Source organism: Vibrio sp. SCSIO 43097, assembly GCF_023650755.1.
GTDB classification, from domain to species: Bacteria; Pseudomonadota; Gammaproteobacteria; order Enterobacterales; family Vibrionaceae; genus Vibrio; species Vibrio alginolyticus.
In genome coordinates, this window is record NZ_CP071841.1 from 1,021,826 (window position 1) to 1,038,896 (window position 17,071).

The following is a 17,071-nucleotide window of genomic DNA, read 5'->3' on the forward strand; positions in this document are numbered from 1 at the left end:
TTAATCAAATGTTTAATATTTTGAGAGAAGATTGTGACGGAAGCGCATCGAAGGGCGGGAAGACCCACAGATAATATCGACGCACGGGAAAAACTGATTTTCCACGCGCGCGAACTCTTCACCATTATGGCTTATGACAAGGTCTCTACTCGCCTAGTCGCGCAGAAAGCAGGCGTGAACGTGGCGATGATTCGTTACTACTTTGGCAACAAAGAAGGCTTGTTCGAGACCATGTTGCGCGAAACACTGTCACCGATGCAAAAGCAGATGCAGACGTTGGTATCCAACAGTAACGAGCAAAACTTTCTCGATCTAATGCGCACCTACTACCGCGAAATGATCAAGGTACCACAGTTCCCACGCTTAGTTGCCCAAGTTATGAATATGCCCCCATCGGAAACCCAACGCAAACTGCTCGAAAAAGTCTTCGCAGATATCAGCAAGCCAATGCAAGGCGTGATCTTTGATAAGTTGATCGACAGTGGCGTTTTACGAAAAGACGCCGACCCTCAACTTTGTCGCGTCTCTTACATCAGCTTGATGGTGTTTCCTTTTATGGCACCACCAGCACTGCTCGCCATTCATGGCATTGAACTTTCTGAAGCCTTCTTGAACCGATTATTCGAACACAACATACAACTGATGAAACATGGATTTTTAGACTCGGGCGACCAATATGAAGATAAATAAAAAGCTGCTGTTCTTTCCTGCTCTTGCGGTGGGGGTCGTCATTCTGTTTTTGGCGATTAGCCTCAAACCAGATTTGCCCGTAAAACCCGCTGGAGATCGTGCACGGTTGGTCGAGACGATTCCACTTGAGCTCAAAGCCATTGCTCCAGTAGCCATAGGGTTTGGCAAGATCGCCCCAAAAGTGGAATGGAAAGCGATAGCCGAAGTGACGGGGAAAGTGGTCTACCGCCATCCGCAGCTGGAAAAAGGACAAGTGTTGCAAGCAGGGACAGAAATCTTGCGAATCGACCCACTCGATTACGAACTGAAACTGGTTCAAGCTCAAGCCGATCTCAAATCTGCTCAAACCTCTCTGGCTAAGCTGAACCAAGAAGAAGCGAATCTCAAAAGCACACTCAAGATAGAAGCCAACCGTCTGGTTATCGCCAACAAAGAGTTAGACCGTAAACAAAACCTACGTAAGAAAGGCTTAACCTCGCAATCGGATGTAGATCAGCAAGAGCAAAGCGCGCTCTCTCAACGTAAGTTAGTACTGGATATTGAAAATCAAATTGGTTTGATGCCGGATGAGAAACGAGTCGCGGAAGCCCTAGTTAAAGTTAATGCATCAAAAGTGGATGAGGCCGAACGCTCGCTTGATAAAACCATCATCACGCTTCCTTACGATTTGCGTATTGCTGACGTAGAAATTGAGAAAAAGCAAGTGGTTAACCTCCAACAAACCATGGTGACAGGACATGGTATTGATGTCATGGAAGTGGAAGCTCAACTGTCCATTCATGACATGCAAACTTTGGCGGCGAGCATCGGTGAGTTTGTTCGTGATGAATCTGGTATTCCACAACCTGATATGAATGCGATTCATGCCAACATTGAACTCAGCAGCGGTAACCTCTCTGCAAGCTGGCCTGCGAAAGTTGCACGCATCAGTGAAACGGTTGATCCAAGCCAAGCGACTGCCGGTGTGATTCTGGAAATTGAACAAGACTACCGTGCATTAAACCCAACGTCTGCGCCTCCATTGGTGAACGGCATGTTTGTGCGTGCCTTGATTGAGGGACAAGAGAACCCGAGTTGGGTCATCCCAGAGCGTGCGCTTCATGGCGATAAGATTTACCTGATGGGCGATGACAATCGTCTGCAAGTCGTGACGGTTGAAGTGTTATATCGCCGCAATAACCAAGTGGTGATCGATGGTGAACTAGAGCAAGGTCAGAAGCTGATCATCAACGATTTGCTGCCCGCAATTAACGGCATGCTATTGAAAGAGTCACCTGAACAGTCAGAAACGGCTATTGAGGAGTCTGATTCATGATCCGATTCTTCGCCAAGCACCCAACGGCAGCTAACTTGCTGATGCTAACGCTGCTTATATTGGGTATCTCTTCACTTTCCACGATTAAGCGGGAAACCTTTCCTGAGTTTGATCCGCCCTACATCCTAGCTGGTGTAGTCTACCCAGGAGCTTCCCCGCAAGAAGTCGAAGAGAGTATCTGTGTCCGAATGGAAGATGCTGTTGATGGCCTTGCTAACATTGAAGAAACGCAATGTGAAGCGATTGAAGGCTCTGCGCGTCTTATCTTAAAACTGAATGAAGAAGCCGACATCGGCCGCATGCTGGTTGATGTTCAAACCCAGATCAACTCGATTAATGACTTCCCACAAGAAATTGAGTCTCCTGTGGTCCAAGAGCTAGATTGGAATGAGCCAGTTGTGGATATCGCGATCACTGCAGACACCACATGGCCAGAGCTAAAAGCCTATGCAGAACAACTTAAACGCACATTAAAGCTCGATTATGATGTGTCTTTGGTTGAAGTTGCAGGCTTCTCTGACCACCAATACCGAGTAGAGTTAGACACTCAAGCCATTCGACAGCTTGGCTTAAGTGTTGGCGATATTGCTGAGAAGATTGGTCGTCAGAACGTCAAGTTGCCAAGTGGTAATGTCGAAACGCCAGATAAGAACTTTCTGATCCGCTTTGACGAACGACGCGTGACGCCAGAAGAGCTTGAGACTATCGTCGTGGGCTCTGGTCCAAATGGGTCAATCATCCGTCTAAGAGACATTGCGACGATTACCGACCGATTTGAATTGGACGAACAGAAAGTCCTCTTTGATGGTCACCCTTCTGCCCTACTAAAAGTCAGCAAAAACAAAGAAGACGATGCACTGCGCATTAAAGAACGTGTTGCTCAATTTGTCGAAGAACAACAAGCCATCGCGCCAGACGGTGTGATGCTACAAATGACCAATGACCTTTCATCCGTGCTTTGGGATCGCCTGACCATGATGGTCAAAAACGGTTGGCAAGGTATCATTCTGGTCTTCGCCACCATGTGGTTGTTCTTTAGTTTTCGCTACTCTTTTTGGGTCGCAGCTGGTTTACCTGTTGCCTTCTTAGGTGGGTTATTTTTGATGGCGCAACTTGGCCTGTCCATCAACATCATGTCTTTGGTCGGGTTACTCATGGCCATCGGTATCATGATGGATGACGCCATCGTTATTGCCGAATCGATTGCCGCTCACCTAGACCGAGGAGAAGAGATCGATGATGCCGTAACTAAAGGAGTGAAAAAGGTACTGCCGGGGGTGATCTCTTCCTTTTTAACTACGGTGTGTATTTTCGGTAGCTTGTTATTTTTGCAAGGTGAAATGGGTGCGGTACTTAAAGCGGTTCCTCAAGTTCTGATCCTCGTACTGAGTTTAAGTTTGGTGGAAGCCTTCTTGATTCTACCTAACCACCTTTCTCACTCACTACACAAACAAAAGCAAGAGCGAAAAACACCGAAGTTCAAACAAAAGCTGCTCGCTTCTTTTGAAAACTTTCGCAACACCACCTTGGTCAACGCAGTGGATAAAGTGGTCGAGTATCGCTATGCCTTTATGGGTGGTGTGGTTGCCTTGCTTCTTATCTCCGCAGCCACGTTAGTAGGTGGTTTACTCAAGTTTCAACCCTTCCCTGAACTGGATGGCGACATTGCAGAAGCGCGCATTATTCTTCCTCCGGGTTCTTCTCTGTCTCAAACGGAAGCCGTCGTCGATAAGATCGTCGCTTCCGCTCAAAAGCTAGATAAAGAATGGACAGAGAAAGTGGAAGACGGCAATCCATTGGTTCTACACATCACCAGTCAATTCAACGCTAACGCCGATGCGAATGAATCTGGCCCTCATATTGCCACGGTGCGTCTGGATTTGCTGGGTGCAGAGAGTCGTAACACACTCATCGATGAATTTATCGATGCATGGCGCGAAGACATCGGTGAACTTGCCGATCCTATCTCGCTGGTATTTAAACAACCGACCATGGGGCCGGGTGGACGAGCGATTGAAATTCGAGCGAAGCATGATGATCTGGATGCGCTCAAAGCGGCCTCTATCGACATTCAGCAATACTTGAATGAGTTTGACGGTGTCCATGGCGTGTTGGATGACATGCGTATGGGTAAAGAAGAAGTTTTGGTTAAACTGCGTCCGGGGGCAGAAGCTTATGGGGTTAACGGCCAACTCATCGCCAATCAGTTACGTGCGGCTTTCTTTGGCCAAACCGCAGACGAAATCCAAGTTGGGGTAGAAAACATTTCCATCGAAGTTCGCCTCGATAAAGCACAAGCTGGTGACTTACAGCAATTGGCAAACTTCCCAATTATCTTGTCCGATGGCAGTCAAATCCCACTCGCGACCATTGCGACTTTGGATTTCCAACGTAATTACGTAAGAATCCAGCGCATTGATGGCTTGCGCACAGTGAGTGTATTCGGCGATATCGACAATACGAAAGCCAACTCAACCGCCATTATTCGTCAGTTCCAACAAGATGAAGCGCCAAAGCTTATGCAAAAGTATCCTGGTCTTCGCTTTGATTTTGAAGGCGAAGCCAAAGATACCGCTGAAACTGGCGCATCAATGGGTAAAGGCTTCTTGCTTGGTTTGTTTGGCGTGTTTGCGATTCTGAGTTACCAATTCCGCAGTTATTTGGAACCATTCGTGGTCATGCTTGCGATTCCACTCGCCTTTATTGGCGTGGTATGGGGACACATCCTACTCGGTCACTCATTAAGTATGCCGAGTATGATGGGCTTTGTCTCACTAGCGGGGATTGTGGTGAATGACTCGATTCTGTTAGTTCAGTACATACGCCATCATGTCGATGAAGGGGATAATGTGCACGACTCAGTAGTCAAAGCCAGTCGGGAACGCTTTAGAGCAGTATTCCTGACATCAATGACCACTGCAGCAGGTTTGCTTCCGTTACTGACTGAAACCAGTTTGCAAGCACAGGTTATCCAACCACTGGTTATCTCCATCGTGTTTGGTATTTTCGCATCCACTCTGCTGGTGTTGTTTATGATCCCTGCTGCGTATGCCATTTTAGCTGACTTCGGCCTAGTCCATAAGCACGAAGAAATCTAAAACAACTGATAAGTAAACTTATCAAAATGAACAAGAGCGGCTTAGGTCGCTTTTTGTTCAATACCAATGCGTTAAAAAACACACAATCACTTAACAAGCAGAGGGTTATTGTGTCTCATTAAGTGTAAATATGAACAGTTAAGGATTAAGTATGTTGAGTTTTATATAACCAAATCAAATAACCAACACAAGATTTATAATATGTTTTATTGTCAAAAACGGCATTTCACAGAGTAAAAATACACGCAGGCAACACATTCACAATTTAAACTCACGATAATGAAAACATTGATTGAAGAATTAACATTTTAACAATCATTACAACAATGTTAACTTTAGCCTCGTTGGTCGCGCTGGTGGTAAGCCTCTCACCAAGCCTATTGTCAGTTTTATATGGACGTTCGACCACCTCCAAAATGAATAGACACCCAATTTGGTGCCCTTTTTTCGCCCGTGAAGGTATTCTTCGCGGGCTTTTTTCTTTAAGTTAAGTATGAACGCTCTGGATCAACTTTTTTTGCCAACCTTTCGGATTTGGAGGTAGTATGCGAATCAATAAGCGGAGACAGTGCTAGCAACTCTAAAACGTTTTTTTCAAAAATTTCATCCGCGTGTCTTACCCAATCTAAAAACTTTTTTTGAGCAAACATAGGTTCGATTTCATATAAAAATTCAATACTAAAGTAAAACTCATTTTTGATAGGCAAATTGTACACTCTTCGATAGTCTTTTTTATACTCCAAATTTCCTTCTACATATTTTGAAAATGTATTTTCACCAATCTTGATATCTTGGCATTTGATTGGAGGATAACCACGAAGAAACTCTCCTACAAGGAACTCTTCTTTCGCTCTCTTTTTTTCTTCGTTTATCGGGTCTGTTCCCCAACGATGATTTGCGTACGCAATGGCATCATTCATCAACTCTGTATGATCACCTTTTCGAGAGCCGTCAGGTGACTCTACAGCATGATAAAAATCCACGTACTCTTTCTCTATAAGTGAAGATAGTTGATTAGCACTAGTAATACATTTATCTGCAGACTTAATCCTTAACCTAATATATAAACCACCTTGTTTATTGATTGGTAATAGTGGATTGATTATTTTCTTTTGAAAAGAAAAATAAATCGTGGCCAATTTTATACACTTTTCATGTCGCTCTACTTTTGAATCAATATTGAACCGTTGTAATTCAATAAAATCTTGGTATACATGACCTTCATATATATTGTTCGGGCATTCAAATGATAGTACTAAGTCATCTATCTGGAATACATTATGTAACAAGTGTGCAAAATCTGGTTTCCCTCTAAAACCATCTTTAAAGATCTTGATAAAATCCATATTTCTATCTCTTGTTATTTAAATATTTATTGATATTTGTGGTAAGCTCTATACTAAATCCATTGGCTTTATATGCACCATGAGCACAAGGGTAAATAGACATCCAATTAGATTCATTTTTCTCTCATGGCTACATACTTTGCTAGCTTTTCTTGACACTGACGCTGTGTTACTCTGCCTTAGTTTCTTCGTTCAATCCCTTTACTGCTTTGGCTGTATACGAGTCGATGAGCGGAGACAAGTCCAGTAATTCCAATACTTTTTTTTCAAAAGTTTCATCAGCACTTCTCACCCAATCTAAAAACTTTTGCTTGGCAAACATCGATTCGTACTTATACCAAAACTCGATGCTCAGGTAGAATTCATTTTTTATGGGTACATTGTATACTCTTCTTAATTCAATCTTATAATTAAGATTACCTTCTGAGTATTTTGAGTATTTGTTTTTTCCAACTTCAACTAGCTCACACTTTATTGGTGGATAACCACTTAAGAAACCTCTAATTAAATATTCTTCTTTTTCTCTTTTTCGGTCTTCACTTTCTGGAATTTCTCCCCATTGTTTATTCGCACGCTTAGTCAATTCTTTCATCAAGTCTGTATGATACCCCCTCATAGAGCCTTCACTTTGCTCCGGGGCATGATAAAAATCATAATACTCTCTCTCTAAAAATGAAGACAATTGACTAATATTATTAATATCTTCTCCAGCAGATTTAACCCGTAACCTAATATATAATCCACCTTGTTTGTTAATAGGAAGCAAAGGGTTTAATATTTTCTTCTGAAACAAAAAATATACCGTAGCTAACTTTACAAACCTTTCATGCCTCTCTACTTTTGATTCAACATCGAACCGTTCTAAATTAACAAGATCCTGGTATACATGTCCTTCATATATGTTGTTCGGACACTCAAATGACAGCACTAAGTCATCTATCTGGAACGCATTATGTAATAAATTAGAGAAATCCGGCTTTCCTCTAAAACCATCTTTACACATTTTAATAAAACTCATATGTCTATCTCTTATTCTTCAAATATGCATCAATACCTTTAAACGAGAGCCTGCAATATGAGTTCTAATTCAAGTAAAGGTAAGCCACATACTAAGGTATTATGAAGGTCAAAAAGGAGATCGGATCTTTTCTAAATTTTAAATATCTAACATCACCTCCACTTTACTGAAATCTACACTTTTGAAAGTTACATCCGCTCCATCCAGCAATAGCTCATCAAACACGCCAACTATTGATAATAAGCTTGAGGATCTGATCTCCACCCATGAAATGAGAAACAAAAAAGCCAGCCTTAAAAGGCTGGCAAGTAGAGCAACAAGGTCAGTGCTTACTGCTAACTAACACCGAACTCGTATTGGATTCATTTTCGTCTGTTAGTCTCTTTTAGCGGCGTTTATGACTTGCTTGCTTTCTCTTTGTGGCACGTTACCTTTACTAACTGTTCTTGCTCATCTTTAATGTTTTTCACGATACGCTCATCACGTGCGTGAATGGCATCCATGTTCATTTGCTGAATATCTGCTATAGCTTCATGTTTCATCTCAGAAAAGTCCTGACGTAAATCTGAGCTCCACTCCTCTTTGTCTAAAGTGTTAGCAGCAGCGATTGGTGATGACATTACAGCAATAAGACTTAGAGTAGATAGAAATACGCTTTTCATAATAAGCTCCTTGAGGATTAGCAGTTAATTTTAATTACAATTTATATATTGCACATACGATGCCAACTTTTATTTTGTTATTTTTCAATAACTTAAATCATGAGCCATATTCAGCGTTATCTTCGTCTGGTAAATTTCGCTAACCAAGTGTCAAATTAACCATGCGAATTCAATACATTAAAAACATACATATTATAAATGCTTTGTCAGGCAGTTTTCTCATCAGATAATTACGTAACTGCCCACTAAAAAATCGCTTTGAATCAAAATGCGGAAACAAAAAAGCAGCCCGAAGGCTGCTCCTAATCGTTAACATCAAGCTTGTTAACTCGATACGCTTGCTTCAACGCTCGACGTCACTGGCGACTTTCTGAAACGATTAATCAAACGATGGATAAACCTCTTAATCGATCTGAAAATATTTTTAATATCTTCAAGCATTAAATACAAACAAGGCACCAACACTAAAGTCAGAACCGTTGCGTACAACACTGCAAAGCCCAAAGCGACAGCCATCGGTATGACGAAACGCGCCTGCAAACTCGTTTCAAACATTATCGGCAATACACCCGCAAACGTCGTTATTGAGGTGAGCGTGATAGCTCGAAAACGAGCACAACCCGCCTCAACAACCGCTTGTTTGATGTTCATACCCTTTTCTCTCACTTGATTTACGTAATCTGTCATAACCAGAGAGTCGTTGATAACCACGCCAGCAGCGGCGATCAAACCAAATGTCGACATCATACTGATGTCTAAACCTAGCCAGAAATGGCCCCAAATCGCCCCCGTCAGACTAAACGGAATGACGGACATTACAATCAAAGGTTGGGTATAACTTTTTAACGGTACAGCTAACAAGATGTAGACGATGATCATGCCTGCAATAAAGAACAAAATCTGTTCATTACGCTGCGCAGCCTGCTCTTCAATATCACCGCCCAATTCTGTTTTCACAGTTGGGAAGGCTTGCTTCATGTCCGGTAAGATATTGTCGTCAATGACCTTCACGATTTCTTGAGGTTCAACCAATTCTTCGTCTATCGAACCATAGACATAAACGGTTTGATACCCGCCTTCACGTCGAATGCTACTCACGCCCGGCTGCTCATTGATCTTCACCACATCACCCAACATGACCTTCTTACCTGCTGGTGTTGTAATCACGGCGTAACGCAATGATGAGAATGCTTCACGCGTCAGTTGCGGGTAACGCACCATAACTTTAATTTCTTCACCATCACGAATAATGCGCTGTGCTTCGCCACCATAAAAGCTGCCACCAACTTGCTCTGCGATCATGGTGAGATCCAGACCGAGATCGTACGCTACAGGCGCAAGAGACAAGAGTACTTCTTTACTTCCAGAATCAATAGAAGATGAAATATCATATAACCCTTCTTCCTGCTGTAAACGCTCTATCAAGTAACGCCCAGCCTCGTTGAGCTCATTGATGTTAGAGCCAAACAACAAGTAGCCAAACTCATCTCTGTCACCACCACCCGCACTCTGCTCACGGATTTTGATGCTCTTCATACCTGGAATAACAGGCATAGCTTCACGCCAACGTCGAGCCAGTTCAAATGTATTGAACGGGCGTAACTCTTCATCAACCAAAGGTACTAATACACGACCTTCGGTGCGGCTTCTGTTGTACGACAGCACATCACGAATCATTCCTTGACCATGTTCTGCAATGGTCTCAGATTCGATCTTTTGCATGACACGTTCAATAGTCTTGAGTGCACTGATTGTCTGCTCACTTGAAACGGTATCATTCATTTCAATAGTGATCGCAGGATAGTCGGTCGGCACTTTAGGGTTAGGGATCATCCGAACATAATTCGCGTTGATCAAAGCCGCGCTGATCAGCAGTAAACCACAGAACACCGCAAACACTGTCCAGCGCCAATGGGTGCATGTTGTTACAAAGTTACGATACGGACCGTTTACAAAGCCGAAGAAACGTTGGTTGAAACGATCTCGCCATCCACCAGGTTTGACTGGTTTAAAATGGGTATGCGCAAGGTGTGCAGGAAGGATCAGCTTCGATTCAATCAAACTGAAGATCAAACAAAGAATCACGACCCCCGCGATACCATAAAAGAAGGCACTATCAATACCACTAGACAACAAGAAAGGAGCAAACACAGCAATTGTGGTTAACACACCGAAAGTAGCTGGTGTGGCAACACGTTTTACACCACGAACCACGTTTTCGACGCCACCGCCTCTTTCTTCAATTTCGCTGTAAGCGCTCTCTCCCATCACGATGGCGTCATCAACTACAATACCGAGCACCATAATGAAGGCAAAAAGAGACACGATGTTTACCGTTATCCCTAATGCAGGCATCATCATTACGGCACCGAGAAAACAGACAGGTAGCCCAATCATTACCCACATAGCCAAGCGGAAACGTAGGAAAATGGTCAGCATAATCGCGACTAATGCAGCGCCTTGCAGCAAGTTTTTCAACATCATGTCGAGACGCCCATTTAAATAATAAGTCGTATCAACTAAGACTTTGAGCTTAACATCCTGCGGTAATGTCTTGTTTTTTGCTTCAATATAATTACGAACGGACTGTGCAACAGGGATAATGTTCTGGTCACGAGTTGCTTCAACAGACATGTAGATCGCATTTTGACCTGAGTATTCAAAGTAGCGCTCTTCTTCCGTAAAGCCATCTTTTATTGTGGCAATATCTTGCAACAGAACCTTTGCACCATTTGCGCCAAGCTTTACAGGAATATTTCTAAACTCATCACCACGGTAGTATTGGTTTTCAATCCTTACTGCAATCATCCCTGAGTTTGTTTTTACTTCGCCCGCAGAAAAGTTGGCTGAGTAACGGCTGATCGCGCTGCTGATATCGCTCAACGTCAGGTCGTATTTACGAAGAACAAGTGGGTCAACTTCAATCGCTATTTCTTCTTCTGGCGCACTCAGGTACACCAGCACGACGTTTTCTAACTGAAGTAATTCATCTTCGATTTGCTTAGCAAGCGGTTTAAGCTCCTCGAGCGGTCGGTCCCCAACTAACCCCATTTCAATTACATCTTGGCGCCATTCAACTTGGTAAACATTGATTGGTTCCATACCCGCTGGTAAATTAGACAAGGTATCAATACGTTGGTTTACATCATCTAAGACACGCTTGATATCGGCATTAACGTCTACCTCGATGGAAACATACGCGCTACCTCTAGAGGCCGTTGAGACTGCTTTTTTAATCCCGGTGACGTCTTTAATCGATTCCTCGACCTTAACGAGAATACTCTCTTCTATCTCTTGAGGAGAAGCGCCAGGATAAGTCGCACGAACATCAATGTAGTTCACCTCAATATTCGGAAACATCTGCCTTTGAATAAAGAGAAAACTCACCACACCCATGATAATGATGAACACCATCAAAAGGTTGGCAGCGACGGGGTTATTCGCAAAATAGGCAATTAAGCCCTTTTGTTTAGTATCTTCCATGACAAACTCCTACTTACTGTACGACGGTTTCGGAGTCGTCACTCTTTTTTGCGATTTGTACCGCCATGCCTTTTTGAGGGTACTCTGGTAAGGTCAGTACCAACTTATCACTTTGCTCTAAGCCTTCGCCCACCAGCAAAAACTCACCTTCTGCTCTCAAAACCGTGACAGTTCTGGGTTGAAGTTGATTATCGCCATTCACCACCCACACGGTACGGTTTTTAACTAATTCCTGTGGCAAGCGGTAGATGTGCTTAAGTTCCTTACCAGTGAAGCTCACTTCAACGTAGGAGCCGAATTTAATTGGAGGCTGCTGGTTATCGACACCGTATGGGTCCGCGATTTGAATGACCATGTTAATCATTCGGGTAGCGCTATCAATCATGCCTAGATCACGAACTACTCGACCTTCTCTAGTGGTAGAAAACACACCTTGCTGCGTCACTGTCGCAGTGAGTTCACCAATGGATTCGGGTAAAAATGCACTATCAAAACCGGCAATGGGTACGTGCACCTCTGCCACTTCGATGTTGTTTAACGTGGCAACTCGAGAACCAGATGTAACAAATTGACCAACACCAATATCACGCTCAACAACCAGCGCATCGTAAGGTGCAACGACTTTGCAATTTTCTAACTCTCTTTTTGCTCGTTTGAGTGCCGCTTGAGCCGACTTCACTTGGGCTTGTGCGCTCAAAACGTGAGGTTTGCGTAAATACAGATCCGTCACTTGCTTATCGCTCAGTCTCTTTGCCTGACGTTTTGCCACTTCGGCTTTCGCTTGTTCCTCAATCAAGTTTGCGCGTGCACTAGCTAAATCGGCTTCAGCTTGTAAAACCGACGCTTCATAGTTGTCGCTTTCAATTGTGAAAAGAACCTCTCCTCGTTTCACGATGCCACCCGTTACAAAATTCGGGTGCCAACTTATCACTTCACCACTGACTTGCGCGGAAAGGTGTGTTTTTTCAAAAGGGACTAATTCACCGTGACTGGTAATCACCACTTTGTGATCAGTAGGAAAAAGAGAAGAAGCCTGAACAGTAGGTTCTGTAATTGCATCTTTGGTTGACTCTTTTTCCGGCGCAGTTGCGGCAATTGCAGCATATCCTGCATAAGAGCCTCCAACGACGACGAAGGGTAAAAGCCAACGTAATATGGGTTTTGCTAACATCGAAAATCCTTTTTTATTGTTGTTTTCAACACCACACTTTTATTCAGTCCATTGCTCCCGGTAAGCATGGTGGTGAGAGAATTGAATTTGAATAAACATCAAAGCGGCGCTTGCCTAGTCTTTTAAGCAGCGAACTAGATAGTTATTGCCAATTCAAAGTTAATAAAATTAACAAAAAATTAACCAACTGCGCAAGTTGCTCTGACTTAACTTTTATTCTAAATGGCAAATGACATGCCAAGCATTTATTTATTAAAAATCATATGGTTATATAAAAATCATTATTTTATCCAGTGCGCTATTGGTCATAATCACCAGATATTAGTGATTATGACCAATACGGCCATAATGATAATTAAAATAAATGATTATCTGCGCTTTAAAAGTTGAACTTAGTTCAGGCTCTATGGCAATTCATCGATTAATCGCTCGTTATCAAACGGTTCTGGGTGCATGTGGCGTCAGCTTAAGTCTATAATTTGGAGTAGGTAACACTCTGTAAGACAAGGAAATGTGCTTTGTTACAAACGCTCGCCAAGTTGCTCTTCCCCTCGCTGCTCACTATTTTATCGGCATGCTCATCCGTATCGTTGAATGACGCCAGTGAAAAGTCCACCAGCTTTCAGCTCGGTTATCAAAAGGATTCTGTTCTTGCGCAGTACTTTGAAGCTTACGGGAGAGACCCCAAGTCCATAACTGGCTTTGCACCGTTAAATCAGGGACACGATGCCCTTCTTGCTCGAACCTCTTTGATCGAGTCCGCCCAGAAAAGCCTTGACCTTCAATACTATATTTACCGTGGTGACGAAACGAGTCAGCTAATAACGTGGCGCTTGTATGAAGCGGCAAAGCGTGGTGTTCGAGTAAGACTGTTGCTTGACGATATGCAAAAGCGAAACGACGATGTGATGGCAGCCCTCAATGCACATCCTAATATAGAAATCCGCTTATTTAACCCGCATCAGTATCGCGACTCCCGTTGGTTCGCTCTTGCTAGCGATTTTGAACGCCTTAATCGTCGTATGCACAATAAGTCTCTGATTGCAGACAGTGTTTCCGCCATTGTCGGAGGTAGAAATATCGGCAATGAATACTTCTCTTTTGAATCGCAAGTTGAGTTTGGTGATTTTGATCTTCTGCTCTATGGTGAGGCGGTACAACAAACTGCCGATCAGTTCGACCTCTACTGGAATAGCGCCTATTCGATACCAATGGAATGGATTACACCGAATTCACAGCAAATTACCGACCAAGCGATTCAAAAGCAGGTCAATAAACTCCGGTTAGAGGAAAAGTTTTCAACCGGCCGCTATGACTTCACTCAACTGGATATGTACCAAGATCTAAAACAAGGCAAACTCAAGCTCTACTGGGGAGAAGCGAAAGTATGGTTTGACCTGCCCGATAAAGTCGCGACCCGAGAGAGCCAACTTATTGATAATTTAACGGAACTGGTTAAAAGTGTTGAGGATTCATTTGTGCTCATTTCTCCCTATTTCGTTCCAACTGAAGCAGGTACTCAAGCATTAAGTAACGCGGCCAAGCGAGGCGTTGATATCACGATTGTGACCAATAGCCTCGCGTCTAACGATGTGTTTGCCGTGCATGGTTGGTACGCAAAATATCGAAAAGATCTACTCGAAGCTGGAATCAAGCTTTGGGAAGTAAAAGCGAGCGCGAAACTCAAAAGTAAGTGGAGCCTCACGGGGAGTAGCAGAGCAAGTTTACACGCTAAAGCAATGACAATTGATAACAAAACACTTTTCGTTGGTTCGATGAACTGGGACCCACGTTCGGCCGCTTTGAATACCGAAATGGCCGTTGTTATCGAACAGCCAGAATATGTGCAAATGTTTCTAGAACAACTGCCAAATCAACTGTCGAGTAACGCCTACGCCTTAACTCTGCGCGACGGGGACATTGTCTGGACCGACGTAAAAACAGGCGAAGAATACGACTCCGAACCAGAAGCAGGAGTATGGCGAAAAATGGGCGCTTGGTTCTCCGGAATATTACCGATTGAAGATCAGCTATAACAGCTGCCAATACTGCAAACCTCCCCAGTCAAGCAAAACAAAATGGACGCTAGTTTTGGGGCTGGGGGGCACAACCAACATAAGGAAGCTCAATGCCAGCGCAATGGAATGAATACTATCAGAAAATTTTAAGCCAACCTCACCGCCCAAGCGTGGAAAATGCCGTAAATCGACTTAAGATAGAAGGCAAAGTCGCTCTTGATATTGGCTGCGGAATAGGTCGAGACAGCCACTTTCTCCTCGAAAAGGGATTTAAGGTTCACGCATGTGATAGCAATGAAGATGCAGTAAAAACTTGTTTAACACGCTTTGAAGGTAACAAACGATTTTCGGTTTCGCAGTGCTGTTTTACTGAGTTTAATTATCCTCAGTGCAGCTTGGTTATCGCAAATGCCAGTTTGTTCTTTTGCCCTGACAAAGGCTTCAAACAAGTCTGGACAAAAATAGACAGCGCATTACAACCGAGCGGTATCTTCTGCGGCGATTTCTTGGGAGTGAAAGACTCGTGGGTTACCTCCGAAATGCATCCAAACATTACCGCATTAACAAAAAAGGAAGTGGAAAGCTTATTCGAGGGTTACGACCTCATTTCATTGCATGAAAGAGATGAAGACGGGACCACTGTAGTAGGAAGCCAAAAACATTGGCATATGTTTAGTGTGACCGCTCGAAAGCGCTAAAAATGGTCTCTCAATAAAGAAAGCAGCACTTCAAATCAGTGCTGCTATCAGAGATTAATTGACGGGATACACCACTTCAAAACGCTCTAAAACCAGCGTACGTTTCTCATGCCAATCGATGTTCAACTCATCGCATTCAGCTTTAAAAAATGCAGTATGAGAATCACGCCACCAGTTTAAGGTTCTATCACCTTCGCTTTCTGCGAAGGCAAACTCTGCGGTTACATCCTCATATTTGCATGTACTTACGTCAGTAATTCGTATCACGCAAACCGGGTCCCCATCCCAATTCGTCACTACTTGTAAATGACCGACTTGGGGCATGGTTTCACCATGTTCTCGATACCAAAGCTCCAAACTGCACGATGCAGTTTTCTGTCCAATACGAACCAAATCTGCGCATACATTCGCGTTGTATTCATCGGCACAATAATAGTCAGCACTGACTGATGGTACAGCTTCCCTTTGTTCTGGTGATAATAATTCTAGGAATTGTTCTAAGTAATCCTTAGCTCGCGCGTCCATGCTCACTCCATTAATCATAAATTCGCAAGGAGGATAAAAGATATCACAACAAATAACCACCAGGAACAAGCTGAAAAACAACAAGAATATGACTTCTACGTAGACGACTGTTATTTCTTTTGTAATAACTTTGCTAAACGTTTGTGCTATTTGCTATTGTTGCATGGTCTATCTGTACTCTTCTCGTGAAAGGACGTTATATGCGCTTATTTATTGGTATTTTTTTCTCGCTGATACTTGCCTTGCCAACAATGGCATCGGAGGAAAAGTATTCAGAATCGGATCTGTTAGATAGACCATTAATGGAACGCTATATTTTAGATGAACTAAAAGCGCTGCGTCAGGACTATCAAAGCCTAGAAAAGCGAATGATCACAGAGATCACCGATCGCGAGCTAACGGTCGCAGATAAATCGTTGAACTATGCCAACGTGACCGTTACATACTTCTTCTACATCATTGCTGGTGTCGCATCGCTGATTGCCTTTGTCGGATGGCAATCTCTGCGTGAGTTTAAACACAACACCAAAGAGATGGCTGATAAACGATTGGAGAAGATCGCCCAAGAATACGAGAAAAAGTTTGTCGCCCTTGAGCGAGATTTAAAACGCAAAACTCGCATTATCAGTGAAAACAACAAAGAAATTGAGAAAATCAACGAGATCCATAACTTATGGCTACGTGCACAAAGCTCTCAAACTCCAGAGCAACGTATCGAAATCTATGATGAAATCTTGTTAATTCGTCCAGGTGATTTAGAAGCGTTGACGTACAAAGCCGACGCAGCGATGGAAATCAACGAATACCATTGGGCACTTAGCATTTGTAACCGCGTACTTGAAGTCGATTACACCAACGGCCCTGCACTGTATCAACGCGCGTGTGCATACTCTCGCCTTGGTATCGAAGAGCAAGCTATTGAAGACTTGGAACGCGCAATTGAATACAGCCCATCCATTCGTGATTTACTTGCCGAAGAACGAGACCTCGAATTGCTGCACGGTAATGAGCGTTTTGAAAAGCTCTTACATCTAGCAAGCGAATAAT

The 17,071-nt window shown here is 43.3% G+C and carries 12 protein-coding genes; 6 read left to right on the forward strand and 6 right to left on the reverse strand.

Annotation, left to right across the window (positions count from 1 at the left end):
• Window positions 1-33 precede the first annotated feature (33 nt).
• From J4N40_RS20900 to J4N40_RS20910, 3 genes are read left to right on the forward strand one after another with little or no spacing between them, the layout of a single operon-like run.
• On the forward strand, window positions 34-690 hold the full coding sequence (locus J4N40_RS20900; protein ID WP_021707693.1) for a TetR/AcrR family transcriptional regulator: 657 nt from the start codon (window positions 34-36) through the stop codon (window positions 688-690).
• Window positions 677-2,005 carry an efflux RND transporter periplasmic adaptor subunit gene (locus tag J4N40_RS20905; RefSeq protein WP_042523281.1) on the forward strand — a complete coding sequence of 443 codons (1,329 nt, stop codon included), beginning with the start codon at window positions 677-679 and terminating at the stop codon, window positions 2,003-2,005. Before J4N40_RS20900 ends, J4N40_RS20905 begins: the two co-directional genes overlap by 14 nt.
• Window positions 2,002-5,103: an efflux RND transporter permease subunit gene (locus J4N40_RS20910; protein ID WP_250654490.1), complete on the forward strand. Its 3,102-nt coding sequence runs from the start codon at window positions 2,002-2,004 to the stop codon at window positions 5,101-5,103. The genes J4N40_RS20905 and J4N40_RS20910 overlap by 4 nt, the downstream gene beginning before the upstream one ends.
• 482 nt (window positions 5,104-5,585) lie before the next feature.
• On the opposite strand, the gene J4N40_RS20915 is transcribed toward J4N40_RS20910, so the two are convergent.
• From J4N40_RS20915 to J4N40_RS20935, 5 genes are all read right to left on the reverse strand, one after another.
• Window positions 5,586-6,449 carry a hypothetical protein gene (locus J4N40_RS20915; protein WP_042523285.1) on the reverse strand — a complete coding sequence of 288 codons (864 nt, stop codon included), beginning with the start codon at window positions 6,447-6,449 and terminating at the stop codon, window positions 5,586-5,588.
• A gap of 169 nt (window positions 6,450-6,618) precedes the next feature.
• Window positions 6,619-7,467 (reverse strand): DNAase, encoded by an 849-nt coding sequence (locus J4N40_RS20920; protein ID WP_169628775.1) that lies wholly within the window; start codon window positions 7,465-7,467, stop codon window positions 6,619-6,621.
• Between the two features lie 395 nt (window positions 7,468-7,862).
• Entirely contained in the window at window positions 7,863-8,129 is a 267-nt protein-coding gene (locus J4N40_RS20925) for a hypothetical protein (protein ID WP_005373876.1), read from the reverse strand.
• Window positions 8,130-8,453: 324 nt separating this feature from the next.
• Window positions 8,454-11,612 (reverse strand): efflux RND transporter permease subunit, encoded by a 3,159-nt coding sequence (locus J4N40_RS20930; RefSeq protein WP_042523289.1) that lies wholly within the window; start codon window positions 11,610-11,612, stop codon window positions 8,454-8,456.
• Window positions 11,613-11,625: 13 nt separating this feature from the next.
• Window positions 11,626-12,783 carry an efflux RND transporter periplasmic adaptor subunit gene (locus J4N40_RS20935; protein WP_025767993.1) on the reverse strand — a complete coding sequence of 386 codons (1,158 nt, stop codon included), beginning with the start codon at window positions 12,781-12,783 and terminating at the stop codon, window positions 11,626-11,628.
• Between the two features lie 518 nt (window positions 12,784-13,301).
• On the opposite strand from J4N40_RS20935, the gene J4N40_RS20940 reads away from it, so the two are divergent.
• Window positions 13,302-14,819, forward strand: coding sequence for a phospholipase D family protein (locus J4N40_RS20940; RefSeq protein ID WP_054576161.1), 1,518 nt, complete (start codon window positions 13,302-13,304; stop codon window positions 14,817-14,819).
• 92 nt (window positions 14,820-14,911) lie between these two features.
• Window positions 14,912-15,499, forward strand: coding sequence for a class I SAM-dependent methyltransferase (locus tag J4N40_RS20945; protein WP_005373885.1), 588 nt, complete (start codon window positions 14,912-14,914; stop codon window positions 15,497-15,499).
• 54 nt (window positions 15,500-15,553) lie between these two features.
• Here the strand turns inward: J4N40_RS20945 and J4N40_RS20950 are convergent, their stop codons facing one another.
• Window positions 15,554-16,024: an ASCH domain-containing protein gene (locus tag J4N40_RS20950; RefSeq protein WP_213886188.1), complete on the reverse strand. Its 471-nt coding sequence runs from the start codon at window positions 16,022-16,024 to the stop codon at window positions 15,554-15,556.
• Window positions 16,025-16,224: 200 nt separating this feature from the next.
• Here J4N40_RS20950 and J4N40_RS20955 point away from each other — a divergent pair, with 200 nt between their 5' ends.
• Complete coding sequence (locus J4N40_RS20955; protein WP_005373890.1) at window positions 16,225-17,070, forward strand: tetratricopeptide repeat protein; 846 nt, start codon at window positions 16,225-16,227, stop codon at window positions 17,068-17,070.
• The last annotated feature ends 1 nt before the right edge of the window (window position 17,071 follow it).